This window comes from Brevibacillus sp. 7WMA2 (assembly GCF_010748895.1).
Lineage (GTDB): Bacteria > Bacillota > Bacilli > Brevibacillales > Brevibacillaceae > Brevibacillus_B > Brevibacillus_B halotolerans.
In genome coordinates, this window is sequence record NZ_CP048799.1 from 3,167,491 (window position 1) to 3,187,371 (window position 19,881).

Consider the following 19,881-nt stretch of genomic DNA (forward strand, 5'->3'; position numbering starts at 1 on the left):
TCTTCTCCAATCTTACCACATTTTTTACGGAAAAACATATCCTTAAGAGGGCAATCTATTCTCAGGAGGTGTCCATCTATGCAAAAGAAATGGATTTTTGCTACTGTAGCCAGCTTAGCATTACTTACATCTGCTTGTGGAACCACCCCTGGTGGCGGAACAGCTAAAACAAAATCCTATACCAGCTCCGCTTACACAAACCGTAATTATGGTACAAGCATCAATAACTATGATTACGATGGGTTTGGTTACCGTAACAATGTTGGACGTCCATCTTTTTTCTATGGCAGCCAGCCTAATTACAATGATTACCTAAGACATGGTGGAACCTCTGCGTATCGAACAACCCCTGATGGTACAGCTACTCCGAATTCTATGTATAGAGCAAACACCTACAACAGGAGTGGTTACCCCTATTCTGGACGAACTTTGACTAAAGGAGCCAGCCTATACTCCAATGAAAGCTATGGACAAAGCTATCGGATGAATGGGGTAGGAATCTACAATGCATATGGCAGACCTAACAGTACGCATTCTTATCCGTATTACAATGCAATGAGTGGGACAGGTGCACCAAGCATATATAGCACCTATAACACCTCCTATGGCCAAAATGCAAATACAACAGGATATGCTGTTGTACATCGCAATCAATTGCGCGGGTACGTAAAAACATCGCGCGTCTATATTGACCGTGATGCATTGGCACAAGCAGTAGGTCAAGTTGTTTGTAGTGTTCCTGGAATTGATAATGCTACCGTTCTAGTAACGGATGAAGAAATTTTTGTCGGTGTCAAAACATCTGATAAAGATGATCGCTCTGCTACCGTAAAGGCTCGGAACAGCGCTTTGTCCATTGCACCACGGTATTACAAGGTGTATTTGACCGATGATCCAAATATGACTAAGGAATTGTCTCATGTAGCGAATTCCTCGGCAAAAACAGCAAGTACACAAAGCACAACGGGGACAGCTCATGTTCAAACAGTCGATCGTCTTGTGAAAAGCTTTGGGGGTATGACCGATTCCGAAAAAACCAAAAGCATGATGAACAAGACACCAAGCATGACGCGCTAAACGACAACAAAGCACCCTTTGCCATAAAGCTTATGGTATGAGGGTGCTTTTCCATTAAAATGATAGGTTTGTAGGAAACGTATTATTGCTTATCTAATCTATTGTCAATTACGCGTTAGCAGCCGCAATGGTATCCTTTGCTGCATTCGCTTGCTCGTGCGCGTGATAAGAGCTTCGTACCAACGGACCTGATTCTACGTGACTAAAACCACGCTTCATTCCTTCTTCTTTCATCATACGGAATTCGTCCGGATGGTAATACTTGGTTACAGCAATGTGTTTTTTCGTTGGTTGCAGGTATTGTCCTATCGTCATGATATTAACGTCAACCGCGCGCAAGTCATCCATGGTTTCCAAAATATCCTCAATTTCTTCACCCACACCAATCATCAGACTTGATTTGGTTGGAATGGTTGGTTGCATCTCTTTTGCACGACGTAATAACTCCAACGTACGATCATATTTAGCACGAGCACGTACACGATCGGATAAGCGGCGCACTGCTTCAATATTATGATTCAATACATCAGGGCGGGCATCCATAACTAATTTCAATGCATCCCAGTTCCCCATAAAGTCAGGGATAAGAACCTCGATCGTAGCAAGAGGAAGTCGTTTGCGAATAGCCTTGATCGTAGCTGCAAAGATACTTGCTCCCCCATCAGCTAAATCGTCACGTGCTACAGAAGTTACAACAACATGCTTCAAGCCCATTTGTTCAGATGCTTCTGCTACACGTTCTGGCTCTGCCAAATCCAACTCGGTTGGAAGACCTGTTTTTATTGCACAAAAACGACAAGCACGTGTGCAAATATCGCCTAAAATCATAAAAGTGGCGGTTCGATTCACCCAGCATTCATGTATATTGGGACATTTTGCTTCCTCGCAAACCGTATGCAGGGTTTTCCCACGCATCATCTGCTTAATTTCACGGAAGTTGTCCAAATCTTGTCCAGATGCGAGATTTATTTTTAGCCAATCTGGTTTGCGTTGTGCCATCTACCGTCACACTCCTAACATTTTTCAGTGTCTCAATTATAATTAGAATGATTATTATCTGCAACCTATTAGGTGTTACTGTTTGCTTCTTTATTGTACCAGTTATGAAGCTGATGACGTGGATGATTTTTAATTTGTTCACTTAATAATAACATTTCTCTCTGTTGACAAGAAAATAAAAAAATTTGATGGGTCTGGGCTAATGTAAGTAAGTATGCTAATGTGCTCTGTAAACGTTGTTCGTCGTAATGGACAAAATGATCGTCTAAAAAAATGGGAAGCGGCTCTTTGGCCTTACTAATTTGTAAAATGAAGGCGATTCGTTGGGCAAAGTATAACTGATCCTGCATGCCATTAGACAGCTTCTCCTGAGGAAGAACCCTGTGCAAATTAGGTTCTATTACTTTTATCGAAAATTGATTGGTAGGATCAATTCGCACATCTTGATATCGCCCCTCAGTTATCTGACGGGTCACTTCTGAAGCAATCTGACTAACATCTGGGGAAACCTCTCTATGCCATACCTTCATGGCTTCCTGAAGCGTATCCCTCGCAAGCTGTAAGCTATCTCGTCGTACTTGCACCTCTTCTAATGCTAGCTCAGCCTCCTCAAAAGCCGTCTTGGCTCTGGCCAAAGAGCTTTGATCTTGCTGTCCAAGCTCTCCCCTTGCCCTCGCAATACGTTCCCTTACATGGGTAAGCTGCTGCTCCAGCTTCTTTGCCTCCTCCAGACTTGTAGCCTGTTCAAGCTCCTTTTTCTCTTTAGAGCTAAGCATTGCCTCTCGTGTTTTTTCCGCCCAATTCAACAGAAGTGCTTGTCGGTCCTTTTCTTTTTGTTCTATGAATGCTGACTGTTCTGCTCGTAATCTTTCCGCCTGCAATTCTTCCTCTAATCGTTCGATCGCTTGTAATTGTCCTTGATTAGCGGATAACACATGAAGCTCTACCAATAAGGCTTCCCGTTTATCGGTAAATTCTTCCCAATTATCTACCTGATGGACAGAAAAAATAGCTGCGAGCCGCTCACTTTGAATCTGCTCCTGCTCAATTAGCTGCTGTAGTGTTTGTTGCGCTTGCTCGATTTCTTGCTGTAGCTCGCTTATTTCTACATGTAGCTTACTTATTAGGGTAGCTTGGTCCTCATTCTCCTGCGTAAAAGTCTCCAGCTCCTGCTTGCAATGCTGTAATCTGACGTATTTCTCGCGTAACGTCCGCACTTGCTCTGCCGAGTCAATATTCATCCGAGAAATCCACTGCGAAACAGACTCAGGAATCTGTGACACTTGTGCTGCCTGAATGCTCGCTTCTTTTCTTTTTCTGCTTAGCTTGTTCTTATAGAGAAAATAAAAAATGAAGCTGAGTAAGCCTGCAATCAAGGTTATTCCACTGCCAATTCTCACTAAATCCCAGCGCTGTTCAATCATCATCCACATACTCCAAATGGCGGTTACCAGTGCGATCTCACCACTTATCCAGATATGCAGGGGAATTTTGGAAGAGGCTCGTGCTGTCTCTTGCTTCCATTGTTCCAGCTTTTGCTTTCTGCTCTTGGCTCTTCGATTACTCATTGAGGCAAACAGCTCTACCTCATCCACCTTATTTTGCCGAAGATAATTTTCTGCTTGCCTAGCCACAGCCTCATCATAATAAGCCAGTTGAGGTGCTTCTTGTAAAAGATGAGTAAGCTCCTTATTTGCCGCATAAACACTTTTCTTATTTTGTAGCGCGGCCTTTCGTTGAGCCAGCAAGACCTCCTGCTGATAGCGTTGTTGACGTGCATCCTCTAGATTCTTATTCATCGTACGTGCTATTTGGTAATCATGGTTTACTTGCTCTAGCTGAGTATCCTTGTGTAACTCATTTTGTTTGTTCCATTCTGCAAGAGGATTTGTTGCTTCCACTGACTCTTCCTGAACCCCTGCTTCTTTAGGAGATTGTCCAATTACATCGCCAGCCTCCGTATACTGTCCTATCTCCAGCTCTAGCCGAGCAAGCTGCTGCTGGGTCGATTGGTGGCATTCGATCAGCTCTGGCGCCTCACTGTATATGATAGGCAGTGTATGTATAGATTCGGTTAACCAGCGAGCAACATGGTCACTACGAGTGGTTTCATACGTGTAATTCCACCAGTGTTGCCAAACCTCCATAAATTGCTGATGCTCGGTAAACAGTTTAGCTAGCATGTCATATCTTTTCTGGATTTGTTCTTCTTCCTTTTGCCATTCTGTCAAAGATTGGTGGAGATGCTTGTTTACCAGCCAGATTTCTTCTGCTTGTTGAAGAGCCTGACGAGCCTGCTGCCATTGTCGGTTAACTCTGCCCCACCGTGTGTTCTCAGCATTATCTTTTTTCCCTATCGCACTATACTCTTGTTCCAACGCAGCTAATACACCCTGAACAGCAGGGTCAATCACACCTTCTTGGGTAAGGTTTGGTAATAAATGCTCTGGGGCCAGTAACCCCTCTCTCTTGATCCAAGTTATATCGGTAAATAAACTGCGGTTTAGACCCAGATGCTTCTCGATAAAATTGTATTCCCGCCGACGATCCTCTTTATATAAGGCTAAAGCCTCTGTCAGCTCTGGCTCTAAAAACAACTTCATTTGCTCACGCTCTTTATCAAGAACCCGATGTAAGCGAAATTGTTGATCTGCCAATGTATACCGTACGATGGTTTCATAGGAGGAATGGTGCCAAGGATAATAGCGATCGTATTCGTCTACATAACGGGATACTTTGATAAAATCCTTCTTCATCCCATACAAGCTAGCCACTAGTGCCTGTAATAAGGTAGACTTTCCAGCCTCATTTGGGGCATAAAATAGGTTTAATCCCGGCGCAAAGGTAAAGGTTCTTTCCTGCCATTTACCAAACCCTTTAATATGTATATCCTCAATGATCAACGAAATACACTCCCAATCTGCTGTAAAGCCTCTCGTTTCGCAAGTTGGATTACTGCCTTCTCTCGTTCATTTGTTGCGGCCTGTTCCAGATCATCTAGCTTTTCCAGCCATTTTCCTAAAACGCCGCCCTTTTCCTTCACCTGCTGCTCATCTATGTCTGGATAGGTTTGATCTGTAAATTGAATAAAGAAATACTTCTTGCAACGTGATTTGATTATCTCTACGGGAACCTGCAAATAGCTAGCTCGTTCTCCCTCAAACGTCACATAGAGCAGATCCTCCTTATTTACCTGAGATAGCTCCTGCTCGACTCGCTCTACGATTGCATCAATTGTCTCCAGGCCTTTCAATGAGATCGTTAGTTTTCTGCTGATTCTGCTTTGTACAGAAATAGGCTCTACTGTTACGTCTCCATTGCCAGAAATAGTTCCTAGAATGGCATACCGCTCTCCATTTTCCTTCATTGACAGCCCTTCAGGAGAACCTGGATATACTGCGAAAACCTGTTGAGTCTGTGGATGCAGAAATTGCATCGGCTTATGGATATGTCCGAGTGCCACATAATTTACCCCTGTATCTGCAAGTCCGCCAATCGTCATCGGTGCATAGACAGAATGCTCGGTATGCTCACCAGTAATCACTGAACCATGAATCACCATGATATGATAACGATAATCAGGTAATGTTCCTGGAAAGGAATCTAGTGGAGATGTAGTAACATGCGCTTGAGGGAACCCCCATCCATATAACACACACGATTTTTCCGGATATTCATAAACGCCCCATTCATCTGTGAAAATATGAACATGCGCAGGCCATTCCATTGTTTGATAAAAGGAACCTTCTTGCCAAGGATCATGATTGCCTGGCGAGATAAATATAGGTATGGGCGCTATGCTATCAAATAACTCTCGTAAAAATAAAGCAGTAGCCCTTGTGCCTCCATGGTATTCTAATAAATCACCTGCGATCAGCCAAAAGTCGACTTGATTATTTATTGCTACATCGCGTATTCGGCGCATTGTACGTCGGAAATCTTCCTGTCTGATTTCATAGATGGAAGATAGGTTCGTCAAAGGTGCGTCCAGATGGACATCCGCAGTATGAATAAATCTGATCATGTTCACCCTCCCCGTCTATGGCTAATTTCTTCATATTACCGCTATGTTCCTGCTAAGATTACGAACATATCTTCCCTTTGTGAGCATCCATATAAAAAAGCACGCCTTATAAGCGTGCCTTAGCCAGCATCATTGCCTTTTGATAAATTTTCCGCAAAGGAACATCATGATCTTCCGCTAGCCTGGAGCATATCTCAAAATCAGGAGCAATCTGCACGCAATCCCCATGATAAAATCCCAGCTTTACTTGTACTTCTCCCCACTTTGTTTTTACATCCAAAATTTGTTCTGTTAAACGATGACAAGCAACGGGAAAATACCGTATGCCAAAGGTAGTCGTCTCCTGAAACATGATGCTTTTCATGATCTCCTGTTGGCTTTCGTAGCACATCACCTGTAGCATGAGACCCGGCCGATTCTTCTTCATCGTAAGTGAAAAATAGGAAACATCTTTGGCCCCAGCCGCATACAAGCTTTGCATGGTATATCCCAGCCATTCTTGAGGGGTATCTTCTAAAGTGGCTTGTAAAAGAATCATCGGCTCATTTATATAAGAAGCATGCTTATTTTCCACAGTGTAGTCTTGAGGTTCTTTTACACCTTCCTTTTTAGGGGTGATAAAAGCTATATATATGCCCTTGCCACTCCACACCCTTTGGATTTTACCAGGAGGTGGGCTTGCTGCCGAAAGCACCCCCATCTTTTGCAGCCAGCTAAGAAATGAGGTGCTACAAGCTCCCCCTTCCTCTTTTTTCCTCCATTTTTTAATATATTGACCTACTGCTAGTTGAAGAAGAAAGTCCTTCATCATCTCCTCCTCAGGAAGAATCAAATGACTCACCATAATCTGACAATTCTCAGGCATTCCTATTTCAAGCAGAGAATCCCAGGCCCCTGCTTCCTCTATACTCCATTCACTCGTATCAATGGACGAATCAACTACCTGTGAAAAAAACAGACCTTCCTCTCTGTGAAGCTGCTGCCAAAGTGGCAATAACGTCGTCAATTGATAAGCTCCTTCTCCCCCGATAAAAACGTATTGTTTGGTCATATATAACACCTCCTCTCCTTTTATTTCTACAGGCTCTAAAGCCATTTTATTTTTCATCCAAAATTTGTAAGAATAGTTTATAAGCGTATCGGTCATTCTACTATAAGGAGACTAATGGCTGGAGGGAGACGTATGCGTTTTCTACGCCTTTATTCATGTTTGATTATCGCTATTATCCTAATGGTTCCATCTCAAGGATTAGCGACATCAATATCAACTAAGGCACCATCAACTTCCCCTGCTAAGTCAGAGTGGGATGAGCGTATGGAATTATTCATTGAATACGAAGCATTATATGGAATTCCATGGAAATATGTAGCAGCTATTGATCAGTACGAACGAACCATTAAAAAGAAATCAAAAAACAAGGAAGCAGAGTCTGCGAACAAACGACTCACTGCTATCAAGGTTCCTACTGAATTGTGGTGCGGCGTTTTTAATCCTGATTCGGAAGACAATCATCTAACATCCATTACCTTCTTTCATGGAATTGGATTAGATGGTTCAGGAGATGGTGTTGCCGATCAGGATAATGATCGTGACGTATTAACTAGTCTTGTTCGTTTTTTAGGTACCTATGGTTTTAATTCCGATGATTTCAAGATTGGTCTATGGAACTATTATAAGCGTGATTCAGCCGTAAGAACCATCATGCACTTCTCACGAATCTATGAGAAATTCCAAACACTTGCATTAAATGAGCATGCTTTTCCTATTCCCAAACGCTTCTCTTATAGCTATCGCAGTACGTGGGGAGACCCACGTGGCTGGGGAGGACGGCGCATTCATGAAGGAGTCGATATTTTTGCCGGATACTCTACCCCGGTGATGAGCACCGGCTATGGCGTAGTTGAGGTATTAGGCTGGAACCGCTATGGTGGATGGCGCGTAGGTATCCGTGATATCGACAACATTTATCATTACTTTGCTCATCTGTCCTCTTTTAAAAAGGGATTAAAAGAGGGGGATATCGTCGTCCCTGGTGAAGTGATCGGTTATGTAGGCAGTTCTGGCTATGGAAAGCCTGGTACCTCAGGCAAGTTTCCGCCTCATCTTCATTACGGAACATATCGGGACACCGGAAATAATGAATGGGCATTTGATCCTTATCCACTGTTAAAACGCTGGGAAAATCAGAAAAAGCAGCCTAAGCCTATTTACAAATAACCTTTTGTAACATCTTACGTAAAAAGAAAAGCTCCTGCTTCTTGTAACATAAGCAGGAGCTTTGTTATGGCTATTTCTTTTTCGAATTTCGTCCTAATCGAGTCAGACTTTGACCATTTTTTCCTGTCATATCAGTCCCTTGCTTCTGATCCATGTTTTCCAATCGACGTTTTCTTTTGCAGTATCGATTCGTGGAAGAGGATTTCATTGTCTGGATCTATCCACGGACAGGTCATAACATTGTGAATAGTAGTGTAGATGATTTACGCATCATGGAGGCAATGCTAGATATGCCCCTTCGTTTCATCCGAGCTCACTAAATAATTGGTATAGATTCCGCCTTCTGGACTTGCCATATGCTTTTGGGTGAAGGAAAACAATTTTTGTTCTGCTACACTGCTGAAAGTCGTGGGCTCGGCAAGTGTGATCGGCACGCTAGGCTCGTCTTTCTATTTAATTAAGAGTAAATGTTGGTAATAAATTTAGTAAATCAAGGTTATTTAACATACGGGATATACTAGTGGTATCTGTGAGAATAGAAGATCGAGGAGGGGTATACATTGAAAATCTATTTAATTGAGAATGGAACCATGACACCAGTTGAAGACATAGAAATAACAATACGCCCACCTGCTAACGGTTTCTATTGGATACAAGCACGTTTATTTGATTTGGACATCTTGCAGCATTTGTTTCATTTGCATCCATTAGCTATTGAGGATTGCATTGATGAGGAGGAACAGCGCCCTAAACTTGAGGTCTACCATGACCATTACTTTATCGTAAGCAATAGCATTCAGTTTCAGAATGAGGATATATTTCTGCGAGAAGTGAATATCTTTCTCGGAGGGCATTATGTCATTACGGTCAGTAAATTTGATATAGATGAGATTCGTATTTTTCCCTCCATTATCCGTGAAGAAGAAATTCATTCGTCCGACTTCTTCCTGTATTTTTTTATGGATCAGCTCATTGAAAGCTACTTTGATGTAATGGAAGAAATTCAAGACCTGATTGAAAATTTAGAGGAGCAGGTGTTACTCAAAGCAAAAAACACTCATCTTTCTCAAATTGTTGGGTTACGCCGAGAAATTCTATATGCCAAAAAGATGATGGCGCCACAGCGCGATCTCATTCATGCGCTCCAAACGAAGGAGCTATCTCTGATATCTCTTAACCTACGTAAATATTTCGTTGATATTCATGAGAATGCCGTAAAGATTGTGGAGAATTTTGAAACATTTCGAGAGCTAATTGGCAACGTCCGCGAAGCTTATCAGTCTTCGGTTTCCAATCGAACCAATGAGATTATGCGCATTTTTACAGCACTGACCACCATTTTCATGCCTTTAACGGTTGTGACAGGCATTTATGGAATGAACTTTGATGTAATGCCAGAACTACATACCAACTACGGCTATTTTATTGTCTTGACTATCATGTTCACATTGGCAACTACAATGTATGTTATTTTTAAAAAAAGGGATTGGTTATGAATGGAAAAAGGTCTATAATTTAGAATAAGAGGTATCTTTAACAAAAGATCCTACTTACATATCTCCTAGTAAATGAAAGGGTTTTCCTTTCTTTTTGACATTTTTTCTTTCTTCATCTTACTTGCGATTGATAGTTTTTATATGTCTGAAAGGGGAATGGAGATGTCAAATATCCGCAAGTTTTGTGTTGTCATTGTAGGCGGCGGTAGCGCTGGCATTATGGTTGCAGCCCGATTATTGCGCGCACGCCCCTCTCTTCGCGGAAGTATTGCAATCATTGACCCTGCTGATAAACACTACTATCAGCCCTTGTGGACGCTGGTAGGAGCAGGTGTTGTATCAAAGGAAAAGACAGAACGTGAGGAAGCCTCCCTAATTCCCAAGGGAGCGACTTGGATCAAGGAATCTATCGAATCCTTTTTTCCAGAAATGAATCAAGTCTGTACAGCACAAGGTGAAAAGATTCAATATGACTATTTGGTTGTATCCGCCGGGATTGAGATAGGCTGGGACAAAATTAAAGGGCTCCCAGAGGCAATTGGAAAAGGCGGAGTATGTAGTAATTATTCTTATGAGCATGTTTCGTATACGTGGGAATGTCTGCGTACTTTTTCAGGAGGAACTGCTATTTTTACTCACCCAAATACACCGATTAAATGCGGGGGTGCTCCCCAAAAAATCATGTATTTAGCGGATGATCATATGCGGAAGGCAAAGGTGCGCTCCCATTCGCAGATCATTTTTGCTTCAGCTAATGCGAGTATTTTTGCCGTCAAAAAATATGCAGATTCCTTACAGAATGTTATTAACAGAAAAAATATTCACACCAATTTCAGATGGAACTTGATAGAGATTCTTTCAGAAAAGAAAGAAGCTTTATTTGTTCATCTAGATACAAAAGAGTTACATACCCTTTCCTATGACATGCTGCACGTGGTGCCCCCTATGTTTCCCCCCCGTTTTATTCGAGAAAGCCCTTTAGCAGACGAAGCTGGATGGGTAGAAATTGATGCAGCTACACTACAGCATAGACGCTACCCAAACATTTTTTCTCTAGGAGATTGTAGTAACCTTCCTACTTCTAAGACTGGGGCTGCTATTCGAAAACAAGCGCCTGTGCTCGTGGCCAATCTATTGGCTGTCATGGATCAGCAAACCTTATCCGCTCGATATGATGGATATACGTCTTGCCCATTAGTAACAGGCTATAATCGCTTGATCCTAGCAGAATTTGATTACAAGCTAGAACCCCGCGAAACGTTTCCCTTTGATCAAGCAAAGGAAAGATATAGCATGTATCGAGTAAAAAAGGATTTGCTTCCTCTCCTTTACTGGCGAGCTATGATGAAAGGGCGAATGTAACCCTTGTTCCATCCATATTTCATATTAAAAAATAGAAGGAGGAACGATCATTCATGTTATTACGTTACTTTTATCATGAACCATTAGCTCAAGCTTCCTATCTTGTAGGCTGTCAACGAACTGGTGAAGCCGTCGTCATTGATCCGCAAAGGGACATTACAGCTTATTTGCGTATTGCCCAGCAGGAGGGTCTACGTATCGTAGGTGCATTGGAAACTCATATCCATGCCGACTTTGTATCCGGAGCAAGAGAGCTTGCCCATCGGACCCAGGCTACTCTTTATCTTTCAGGAGAAGGGGGACCTGACTGGCAATATGCGGGACTCGATGGTGTTGCCCATCAAATTATCCATGAGGGAGATACCTTGTCCGTAGGCAATCTCCGTTTAGAAGTTATGCACACGCCAGGACATACACCGGAGAGTCTGTCCTTTTTATTAAAGGACTATGGTTTAGCCGGGTCACAGCCCATCGGAGTATTCACAGGAGATTTTGTGTTTGTTGGTGACGTAGGACGTCCTGACCTGCTCGAAAAGGCCGCTGGTCAAATAGGTACTGCTGAGGTCGGAGCACGTCAAATGTATCAATCTCTTCAACGTTTTAAAGAATGGGAGGACTATCTGCAAATCTGGCCGGGTCATGGAGCGGGAAGTGCCTGCGGAAAGGCATTAGGTGCCGTCCCCTCTTCTACGGTAGGCTATGAAAAGCGCTATAACCCTACCTTATCCTTCACAGAAGAAGAAAAATTCGTTACATGGCTGTTAGCCGGTCAGCCAGAGCCCCCCCGCTACTTCTCTCGAATGAAACAGGTTAATAAACAAGGAGCAGCCTTGATAGCTGATATCCCTCTCCCCAAAGAAATACAGATGAATCAGGAAGTGCTACAGGATATTCTAGCTAGTGACGCAATCCTGCTCGATACACGTCTTGCCTCAGTATTTGCCCAAAGCCATTTGAGTGGCTCTCTATCTATCCCCCATCAGCGCAGCTTCTGTACCTGGGCTGGTTGGTTAATTGATGAACAAAGTCCTTTATATGTCCTTGGAAATAAAGAAGATCACCAACAAATATTATCCGATTTAAGAGCGGTTGGAATTGACCATATCGTAGCGATGGGTGATAGTAATGAAATTCAAAAAAACATCGATCTGTCCCCCCTGCTTAAAGACATGAAGGAAATGGATGTCATGACAGCCACTTCCCTTGTCTATCAGCAGGACGTCACCTTGATCGATGTTCGCAATTCATCTGAATGGCTTGAGGGCCATCTTCCACATGCTGTTCATATTCCGCTCGGCTCTCTACACAAGCGACTGGATGAGATTCCTAAAGATAAACCGATACTTGTCCAATGTCGTTCAGGCGCTCGCTCTGCCATAGCAGTCAGCCTTTTAGAATCGAAAGGCTTTGAGAATTTGATTAATTTAGAAGGTGGTATCCTCGCTTGGAATCAGGCTGGACTCGAAACAATAAACAATCCAGCTAATGTCACCATCTAAGGCTTGCTTTCTCAAAAATAAACCTATTAGCTAAGCGGTTCACAATCAGAAATCACTAAACTTAACTCGGTAGTTAGATCAATTTCAAATGGCTTTACCTTTTCATGAGCCTCATTTTCTAAAATTCGTACAACCGGTCTGGAGGGAAATCCCGGATTATTTTTAATAATAACGCCGGAGATACCAGAGCTTAAGGTGACCCCCAAACCAACTGGATAAATAGAGATCGCATTTCGAAATTGTTCCAAAACATTATTACAAAATTGCGTACCCGATCCTGCAAACAAAAGCTCCGTAGCATCATGCGGTAGCATCGGCTTACGATAAACCCGATGACTTGTTAAAGCATCAAACACATCACATACGGCTAAAATTTTCGCATATGGATGAATTTCCGCTTCTTTTAATTGACGGGGGTAGCCACTCCCGTCAATTCTTTCATGATGCTGAAATGCGCAATGTGCAGCTAGTAACGGAACTCCTATTTGTTTTCGTAATAATTCAAATCCGATTACGGTATGCTGCTTGACAATTTCATACTCCTCATCAGTCAAACGCCCCGGCTTATTCAATATTTCAGGCGGTATCATCATTTTACCTACATCATGTAAAATAGCCCCTATGGCTAAATCAGCAATTTCCTTATCATTTAACCCCATTTTTAATCCGACTGATACAGTATAAATTGTTACGTTAAAGGAATGGACAAACACGTAGGAATCGATACCACACACCGTTCCTAGTAAATTCATTGCTGAATGATTGTTTTTTAATTCATGAATAAGATTCATGAGCACGCCTCGAACACGCAGTCCCATTTTTTCTGCCGCAAACACTTGTCTAAATTTTTTAGGATCTTCACGAAAGGTTTCAAACGACTTGTGGATAAATCCCATCGCTTCCCGTCGCGTCTCATCGGATATAATATCATCTATAAGAATGTCAGCGGTATCCTCATCCTCAATATAAATGGAATGAATATTCATTACTGCTAAACGTGCGATCATTCTCTGGGTGAGTGTAACGCCGTTTCCCACTAAGATTGTACCATTACTATTGTAGATACTTCGTGCAAGCTTCATGCCCGTTTCACAGCGGGTGATGGACAATAATCGCATTAATTTTTCCAAGCCTTTCCTAGTACTAGTACCATTATACCTACTAGTAATTTCGTCAAAAAGAAGGATTGATTTTACTATTGTTATCTAATAAAGAGAAGTTTGGCTAAGGCTGTTGAGCTTGTCCACCATCGCAAACCTCCTATTCCGTGAGGTATTAGGAGGCTTTTACGCTTATGTTCGTTGTTCGTGAGAGAGCATGAATTCAATAGCATCGCTACCTTTTGTACCTGTCTCTATCCCCAAAGCCTCCGAGCCATAAGTCACTGATTCTAAAGGAGCATCCAGCAGTTCTTGTATCGTTTTTACACCTGTTGCCCGACCTGCAATAATTTCTCGATGAGCTAACTTCTCATTTAATAATCCAACATCAAGTGCACCACACATGATATATCCGATTTCCGTGGCCACCACCAGCAGCGTAGTTTTCGGCAAATGCACGGTAATGGCCTGTGCTACACCCGCGTTAAAATAAAGCGGCTTCATTTCAATCATCTGTACCCCTCCTTTCTTTTTACGATATGAGCAAAAGAGAGAAGGGGTGTTTTTTCGAATGAAAATACGGCATGCTAAGCTACAAAAGCTTTACAAATCATTTGAACGGCAATCGCTAAGATCATGATTCTCAGCAGGAGTATTAAGGTCTTACCTTTTAATTTATTAGACACAATAGCTCCTATTGCTCCACCAATCCATGCCCCTGGCGCTAGACCAAGCACATAGAACCAGTGGATATGTTCGTTTATAATATTCGTTGTGGAACCGACAACAGCCGACAAAAAGATAATGCACATGGAGGTAGCCGTAGCCATATGGGCAGGGAAGCGATATAAGACGATCAGTGCCGGCACCATCAGAATTCCTCCACCAACTCCAAACAAAGAAGAAATGATACCGACAAAAAACGCAATGATGATAGCAGAAGTGCGGTTATAGCCATAAACTTGCTGCTCCCCCTGCTCATCCACATAGGTTTTAACAATCTTCCATTGGTTCGTTCTTGGCTTGAATTTATCTTTAATCATTAGCAAGATAAACATGGAGATTTGAAATAAACCAAACAAAAGATAAAATGAGTCACTATTTAACCATTTATTTACATAAACTCCAACGATTGCTCCCGGAGCACTACCAATAAAAAATAGGACAGCCGCTTGCACTTCTACTTTTTTCTGTTTCCAAAAGCTAATACTTGAGGAGAGAGCTGTTATCGCAATGACCAATAAAGAGGTACCGCTCGCTATTTGCGGGGTAATGCTACCTGGCTCATACATATTCCCGAAATAAAGTAAGGCAGGAACGAAAAACATTCCTCCGCCAATACCAACCAGACTGCCCATTACACCTGCGAATAGTCCAATAAACATAAACAATAAAATAAAGAGTGCAATTACCATGATCAGCCTCTTCCTGGGCGTACAACGCCAAAATGTTGTTAGAAAAGCTCAAGTTGCCGAGGATTCAATCCATCCGGATCAATATCCAATAGTTGCATCATTCGCTTGGCGTTTGCTACAGCATCGCCCCCTGAATTATTATTGAATAGCACAATAACACGTTCCGTTTGCTGACTTAATTCGAGCAGTCTATGCTTCCATTCTTGTAACTCTTCTTCACTATATCTGTACAAATACCTAACATCTCGCCAATTTGGGGCGCCAGTGTCACGCCATCCCGCCCTATTTCTCCCATGAAAGCGAACCAATGCCTGTTTCACAGAACTAACCGCCGTAACAATGGGGACAGAGCCAGACCCTACCTGCGGCTCATCACAGACAACATGAACAGCGCCCAGCTTTTGCAGAAAAGCTAGTGTCTTTTCTCTCCAAGAAGACTCAAACCAGCTTTGGTGTCGAAATTCGACAGAGACAGAGTAATGGGAAAAATATTGTACACAGTACTGAACGTATTGAACATGCTCTCGCTTACAGTCAAACCAAGGTGGGAATTGAAACAATAATGTCTCCAATTTCCCTGCGTCAACAAGTGGCTGAATGCTCTCTTCAAAACTCTTAAATAATTCTAGCTTTTCATCGCGTTCCATGTTACGTTGATGACCGGTCAGCCCTTGATGCGGTTTGACAATAAAACGGAAAGCATCAGGGGTTTCCTTTGCCCACGTCACATAATTTTTTTGTGGTAAAATAGCGTAAAAAGAGCTGTCCAGCTCTACAATAGGAAAATGACTGGCATAAACAGACAACTTATCTTTGGCTTTCACACCCTGCGTGTATAAATCATCATGATCTCCCCAGCCGCATACGCCAATTTGAATGTTTTGGTTTTTGCTCAAGAGAAAACCTTCTTTCACTTTAAACTCAAAGGAGAAATAGTAGCTATGAACCACACCCTATTGGGTTCTCCCTTTTCTCATGCGGATCAGTCGATCCTTATCTCAAAAACACTAGTGTCTCAACTACTCGTAGCAGCAAAACAGCAATTGCCTTACGAATTTACTGCATTACTAGGTGGTCATCAAAACATGATTACTTCATCCTATCCTGCTTCTTCGGAAGTTGCCTCAACAGACACTTTTTTGATAAGTCCATCTATTTTTTTTCAAAGCATAGCCCAGATGAAAAAACAACAAGAAAGCTGGCTTGGCGTTTTGCACACTCACCCGCTCTCTCCTGCCGTTCCCTCTTCCCTAGATATACAGGGATGGCATTATCCTCAGCTTTGCTACTGGATTTTGTCATTTGCAACTGAGATACCTGATTTAGCTTTGTATCAAATTAGCCAAGGACATGTACAACGGCATTCATACGAGATAATCTAACCGCTTCTGACCTGCCGCCAAGCTTTTTCCTTTTGTATAAACTTGTTTCATTGTCCCCGATATTCTTTCTCATTAGAAATCAACAGAAAATCTTTCCATAATTAGTTTACTCCTTTTTTCGACAATCCTCAAATGCTGGGACATTACATAACCCTGCTTGTAAATGAGCAGAATATCATTAGAATTTTGAAGCTGGATTCATTACGTAAATAATCTGACAATTGACGTTTGTTTATTTGTCTGATAGAATTTCATCGTTTGCCCAATTTAAACAAAACGTAGCAGAGACAAAAGGGAGGATTTTTCATCATGAAAAAGCTTTATTCAATCCTCGGTGCTAGTCTTTTGACCTTCTCACTCGCTCTAAGCGGCTGTGGAACAAAAGCTCCTGAAACCGGGAACGCATCTGGAGAAGCAAAAAAACACGTAAAAGTAGGAATGGTTACTGCTACTGGTACAGTTAACGATAATTCCTTTAACCAGATGACATGGGAAAGCTTGCAAAAGTTTGGAAAAGACACTGGTGCAGAGACTCAATACCTGCAATCTGCAAGTGATAGTGATATCATTCCAAACTTGAATCAATTTATTAAAGAGAAATGGGATCTAACTTTTGGTGTCGGCTTCTTAATGTCCGAACATGTACAAAAAGTAGCGAAAGAAAATCCAGAAGCTAAAATTGCTATCATTGACTCTGTTGTTGACGCACCAAACGTAACATCCATCGTGTTCAAAGAGCATGAAGGGGCTTACCTTGCTGGTGTAGCGGCTGCACTAAGTAGTAAAACGGGCAAAATTGGTTTCCTTGGCGGTATTGAAATGCCTGTAATCAAACGTTTTGAAGCAGGCTTCACAGCAGGTGCAAAGGCAGCTAAACCAGATATTACAATCGTTCCCCTCTACACTGGGGCATTTGACAAACCTGATCTTGGTAAATCTACTGCTTCCTCTATGTTTAACCGCGGTGTTGACATTGTGTTCCATGCAGCAAGCTCTACAGGTGATGGTTTGTTTAACGAAGCAAAAGACCGTCGCGCTAAAGGCGAAAACGTATGGGTTATCGGCGTAGATATGGATCAATCCAAAGTATTTGGCGAAGATATCACAATGACATCTATGATCAAACGTGTTGATGAAGCTGCATATCGAGTATCTACTGATCTTTTAAATGGTAAATTTGAAGGTGGTAAATCGGTATCTCTTGGTTTGAAAGAGAACGGTGTTGGACTAGCTGAATCCACAAAGAAAAACATCTCCGAGGATGTTTGGAAAAAGATCGAAGAGTTTAAACAAAAAATCATTAGTGGTGAAATTACAGTACCAGACAAAATGTAACACCTTTTTATAAAAACGGCATTTCTGTTAGCTTTTGAGCTACGGCAATGCCGTTCTTTACTCATTTTCTTTGGAGGTACAAACAACATGAAAAAAATGATTAGCCGTGCGCTACCACTTCTATTAGTACTACCTTTGGCATTAAGTGGATGCGGCAACCAAAAACAAGCAACACCTGCCTCAGATGCTAAAAGCAATGTAAAAATCGGGATGGTAACCTCTGTAGGTACCGTAAATGATAACTCCTTTAACCAAGGTACATGGGAAGGCTTGCAAAAGGTAAAAAACGATAAAGGTGCTGAGGTACAATACCTGCAATCCAGCTCCGATGCAGATATTATTCCAAACCTTAACCAATTTGTGAAAGAAAAATGGGACTTAACCTTTGGAATCGGCTTCCCAATCATGGAACACGTACAAAAGGTAGCAAAGGAAAATCCTGAAGCAAAGCTTGCGGTTATTGATACAGTCGTTGAAGCTCCAAACGTTACTTCAGTTGTATTTAAAGAAGAAGAAGGCTCCTTCCTAGCTGGGGTCGTGGCTGCATTAACATCAAAAACAAAGAAAGTCGGCTTTGTTGGTGGTATTGAGATCCCTGTTACAAAACGCTTTGAAAAAGGCTTCCTAGCTGGGGTAAAAGCGGCTGATCCTTCTGTACAAGTAAACACCATTTATACTGGTGCCTTTGATAAACCTGATGCTGGTAAATCCGCTGCATCCTCACTCTACAACCAAGGTGCTGATATTTTATATCACGCAGCAGGTGCGTCTGGAGACGGTGTCTTTAATGAAGCAAAAGCCCGTAAAGGCAAAGGTGAGAACGTGTGGGTTATTGGCGTAGACATGGATCAATCTCTTGTATTCGGGGATGACGTGACACTTACATCCATGATGAAACGTGTAGACCAAGCAGCTTATCTAGTAGCTACCGATTACATGACTGGTAAATTTGAAGGTGGGAAAACACTTTCCCTTGGTTTAAAAGAAAATGGTGTCGGCTTATCTGAATCTTCCCGTAAAAATATCTCTGAGGATGTTTGGAAAAAAGTAGAGGAATTCCGCAACAAAATTATTAGCGGTGAAATTAAGATTCAATAGTATAGGCTGATTATTCTTATACAACAGATTACTCGTTATACTGATTACTGACAAAAAGCTCTCTTTTACGTGTTCTCATATACACACAAAAGAGAGCTTTTCTTTAATTAGCAGGTTATAATCCATACATGTTATTTCATTAGCTTTGCCACTGTTTTTAGCAACTCATCAATTACTTCCTGATCGCCTTCCTGAATGCGTTCCACTACACAGCTTTTCATATGACCTTCCAACAGAATCTTCCCTACGGAATTGAGCGCTGATTGAACAGCAGCTATCTGATTTAGTACATCATCACAATAGACATCCTTTTCAATCATACCCTTGATGCCGCGAACCTGTCCCTCAATTCGATTCAATCGGGATTGCAAATTCCCCTTTAGCTTTTCGGAATGATGACTGGTTCGCTCCTGACAACATCCTTTTTCCTTTTCATCAGGTACAAGCTGTTGATAATCTCCCTCCATTTCATTCCCCCCTTTTTCTCATATTCTCTATATAGTGTATACGTTATTCTCTCTTATTCTACATCATATCCTTGGTCATCAATCGTTTCTTTAATTGCTTCTACTGTTACTTTCGTAGAATCATAAGCTACATCCACCTCTGCCTCAGACAATCTAACTTTGACTGAAGTAACTCCTTCTAAGTTACCTACAGCTTTTTCAATCGCTTGCACACAATGATTGCACGACATACCTTGTACTTGTAATACGACGTTTTCCATCTTGTTCAAACCCCTTTCGATTTATCATTTACATTATCGTTCTCTTATACTACTATACCCCCCTAATGTATGTAAAGTGTATTGATTCTTGTACAAATGATTATTCATAAAAAACCCTCCTACCTCAATAAACCTCGGTAGAAGGGTTC

At 41.9% G+C, this 19,881-nt stretch carries 18 protein-coding genes; 8 read left to right on the plus strand and 10 right to left on the minus strand.

The genetic code is table 11. The features are described from left to right. Nucleotides 1–78 precede the first annotated feature (78 nt). Nucleotides 79–1,077 (plus strand): YhcN/YlaJ family sporulation lipoprotein, encoded by a 999-nt coding sequence (locus GOP56_RS13170; protein WP_163245804.1) that lies wholly within the window; start codon nucleotides 79–81, stop codon nucleotides 1,075–1,077. 108 nt (nucleotides 1,078–1,185) lie between these two features. Here the strand turns inward: GOP56_RS13170 and lipA are convergent, their stop codons facing one another. The 4 genes from lipA to larC form a co-directional block, all read right to left on the minus strand. Further along, nucleotides 1,186–2,076, minus strand: coding sequence for a lipoyl synthase (lipA, locus tag GOP56_RS13175; RefSeq protein WP_003340879.1), 891 nt, complete (start codon nucleotides 2,074–2,076; stop codon nucleotides 1,186–1,188). A 68-nt stretch (nucleotides 2,077–2,144) separates the two neighbouring features. Beyond that, on the minus strand, nucleotides 2,145–4,979 hold the full coding sequence (locus GOP56_RS13180) for an AAA family ATPase (RefSeq protein ID WP_163245805.1): 2,835 nt from the start codon (nucleotides 4,977–4,979) through the stop codon (nucleotides 2,145–2,147). Further along, nucleotides 4,976–6,100 (minus strand): metallophosphoesterase family protein, encoded by a 1,125-nt coding sequence (locus GOP56_RS13185; protein WP_163245806.1) that lies wholly within the window; start codon nucleotides 6,098–6,100, stop codon nucleotides 4,976–4,978. Before GOP56_RS13185 ends, GOP56_RS13180 begins: the two co-directional genes overlap by 4 nt. A 106-nt stretch (nucleotides 6,101–6,206) precedes the next feature. Continuing rightward, nucleotides 6,207–7,151 (minus strand): nickel pincer cofactor biosynthesis protein LarC2, encoded by a 945-nt coding sequence (larC, locus tag GOP56_RS13190; RefSeq protein WP_163245807.1) that lies wholly within the window; start codon nucleotides 7,149–7,151, stop codon nucleotides 6,207–6,209. Nucleotides 7,152–7,283: 132 nt separating this feature from the next. Between larC and GOP56_RS13195 the strand changes: the two genes are divergently transcribed. From GOP56_RS13195 to GOP56_RS13210, 4 genes are all read left to right on the plus strand, one after another. Then, nucleotides 7,284–8,318 carry a M23 family metallopeptidase gene (locus tag GOP56_RS13195; RefSeq protein ID WP_163245808.1) on the plus strand — a complete coding sequence of 345 codons (1,035 nt, stop codon included), beginning with the start codon at nucleotides 7,284–7,286 and terminating at the stop codon, nucleotides 8,316–8,318. Between the two features lie 560 nt (nucleotides 8,319–8,878). After that, complete coding sequence (gene corA, locus GOP56_RS13200; protein WP_022585601.1) at nucleotides 8,879–9,814, plus strand: magnesium/cobalt transporter CorA; 936 nt, start codon at nucleotides 8,879–8,881, stop codon at nucleotides 9,812–9,814. Between the two features lie 162 nt (nucleotides 9,815–9,976). Then, complete coding sequence (locus tag GOP56_RS13205; protein WP_163245809.1) at nucleotides 9,977–11,176, plus strand: FAD/NAD(P)-binding oxidoreductase; 1,200 nt, start codon at nucleotides 9,977–9,979, stop codon at nucleotides 11,174–11,176. Between the two features lie 53 nt (nucleotides 11,177–11,229). Beyond that, complete coding sequence (locus GOP56_RS13210) at nucleotides 11,230–12,675, plus strand: MBL fold metallo-hydrolase (RefSeq protein WP_163245810.1); 1,446 nt, start codon at nucleotides 11,230–11,232, stop codon at nucleotides 12,673–12,675. 26 nt (nucleotides 12,676–12,701) lie between these two features. Here GOP56_RS13210 and GOP56_RS13215 read toward each other — a convergent pair whose 3' ends face one another. From GOP56_RS13215 to GOP56_RS13230, 4 genes are all read right to left on the minus strand, one after another. Beyond that, nucleotides 12,702–13,793, minus strand: a complete 1,092-nt coding sequence (locus GOP56_RS13215) for an HD-GYP domain-containing protein (RefSeq protein WP_022585598.1) — start codon at nucleotides 13,791–13,793, stop codon at nucleotides 12,702–12,704. 174 nt (nucleotides 13,794–13,967) lie between these two features. Then, the gene (locus tag GOP56_RS13220) at nucleotides 13,968–14,288 is read right to left on the minus strand and encodes a YunC family protein (protein WP_003340905.1); all 321 of its coding nucleotides are present in this window, start codon (nucleotides 14,286–14,288) and stop codon (nucleotides 13,968–13,970) included. Between the two features lie 74 nt (nucleotides 14,289–14,362). Further along, a complete protein-coding gene (locus tag GOP56_RS13225) occupies nucleotides 14,363–15,190 on the minus strand; it encodes a sulfite exporter TauE/SafE family protein (protein ID WP_003340906.1) in 828 nt (275 codons plus the stop codon). A 38-nt stretch (nucleotides 15,191–15,228) separates the two neighbouring features. Further along, complete coding sequence (locus GOP56_RS13230; protein WP_163245811.1) at nucleotides 15,229–16,086, minus strand: DUF72 domain-containing protein; 858 nt, start codon at nucleotides 16,084–16,086, stop codon at nucleotides 15,229–15,231. Between the two features lie 45 nt (nucleotides 16,087–16,131). Here GOP56_RS13230 and GOP56_RS13235 point away from each other — a divergent pair, with 45 nt between their 5' ends. The 3 genes from GOP56_RS13235 to GOP56_RS13245 all read left to right on the plus strand — a co-directional run bounded on the left by GOP56_RS13235 (nucleotide 16,132) and on the right by GOP56_RS13245 (nucleotide 19,005). Continuing rightward, nucleotides 16,132–16,572 carry a M67 family metallopeptidase gene (locus tag GOP56_RS13235; RefSeq protein WP_068792626.1) on the plus strand — a complete coding sequence of 147 codons (441 nt, stop codon included), beginning with the start codon at nucleotides 16,132–16,134 and terminating at the stop codon, nucleotides 16,570–16,572. Between the two features lie 309 nt (nucleotides 16,573–16,881). After that, a complete protein-coding gene (locus tag GOP56_RS13240; protein ID WP_163245812.1) occupies nucleotides 16,882–17,907 on the plus strand; it encodes a BMP family lipoprotein in 1,026 nt (341 codons plus the stop codon). A gap of 87 nt (nucleotides 17,908–17,994) precedes the next feature. Continuing rightward, nucleotides 17,995–19,005, plus strand: a complete 1,011-nt coding sequence (locus GOP56_RS13245) for a BMP family lipoprotein (protein WP_096887032.1) — start codon at nucleotides 17,995–17,997, stop codon at nucleotides 19,003–19,005. Between the two features lie 131 nt (nucleotides 19,006–19,136). Here GOP56_RS13245 and GOP56_RS13250 read toward each other — a convergent pair whose 3' ends face one another. Further along, nucleotides 19,137–19,472, minus strand: coding sequence for a metal-sensitive transcriptional regulator (locus tag GOP56_RS13250; RefSeq protein WP_003340917.1), 336 nt, complete (start codon nucleotides 19,470–19,472; stop codon nucleotides 19,137–19,139). Nucleotides 19,473–19,525: 53 nt separating this feature from the next. Beyond that, complete coding sequence (gene copZ, locus GOP56_RS13255) at nucleotides 19,526–19,732, minus strand: copper chaperone CopZ (protein ID WP_003334601.1); 207 nt, start codon at nucleotides 19,730–19,732, stop codon at nucleotides 19,526–19,528. Nucleotides 19,733–19,881 lie beyond the last annotated feature (149 nt).

Bases quoted from the DNA above. Each gene is read 5' to 3' on its own strand.
- GOP56_RS13215 (WP_022585598.1), bottom strand. From the start codon at position 13,793: ATGCGATTATTGTCCATCACCCGCTGTGAAACGGGCATGAAGCTTGCA.
- GOP56_RS13240 (WP_163245812.1), top strand. From the start codon at position 16,882: ATGAAAAAGCTTTATTCAATCCTCGGTGCTAGTCTTTTGACCTTCTCA.
- GOP56_RS13210 (WP_163245810.1), top strand. From the start codon at position 11,230: ATGTTATTACGTTACTTTTATCATGAACCATTAGCTCAAGCTTCCTAT.
- GOP56_RS13205 (WP_163245809.1), top strand. From the start codon at position 9,977: ATGTCAAATATCCGCAAGTTTTGTGTTGTCATTGTAGGCGGCGGTAGC.
- GOP56_RS13220 (WP_003340905.1), bottom strand. From the start codon at position 14,288: ATGATTGAAATGAAGCCGCTTTATTTTAACGCGGGTGTAGCACAGGCC.
- lipA (WP_003340879.1), bottom strand. From the start codon at position 2,076: ATGGCACAACGCAAACCAGATTGGCTAAAAATAAATCTCGCATCTGGA.
- GOP56_RS13250 (WP_003340917.1), bottom strand. From the start codon at position 19,472: ATGGAGGGAGATTATCAACAGCTTGTACCTGATGAAAAGGAAAAAGGA.
- GOP56_RS13170 (WP_163245804.1), top strand. From the start codon at position 79: ATGCAAAAGAAATGGATTTTTGCTACTGTAGCCAGCTTAGCATTACTT.
- GOP56_RS13245 (WP_096887032.1), top strand. From the start codon at position 17,995: ATGAAAAAAATGATTAGCCGTGCGCTACCACTTCTATTAGTACTACCT.
- GOP56_RS13225 (WP_003340906.1), bottom strand. From the start codon at position 15,190: ATGGTAATTGCACTCTTTATTTTATTGTTTATGTTTATTGGACTATTC.
- GOP56_RS13235 (WP_068792626.1), top strand. From the start codon at position 16,132: ATGAACCACACCCTATTGGGTTCTCCCTTTTCTCATGCGGATCAGTCG.
- larC (WP_163245807.1), bottom strand. From the start codon at position 7,151: ATGACCAAACAATACGTTTTTATCGGGGGAGAAGGAGCTTATCAATTG.
- GOP56_RS13185 (WP_163245806.1), bottom strand. From the start codon at position 6,100: ATGATCAGATTTATTCATACTGCGGATGTCCATCTGGACGCACCTTTG.
- GOP56_RS13195 (WP_163245808.1), top strand. From the start codon at position 7,284: ATGCGTTTTCTACGCCTTTATTCATGTTTGATTATCGCTATTATCCTA.
- copZ (WP_003334601.1), bottom strand. From the start codon at position 19,732: ATGGAAAACGTCGTATTACAAGTACAAGGTATGTCGTGCAATCATTGT.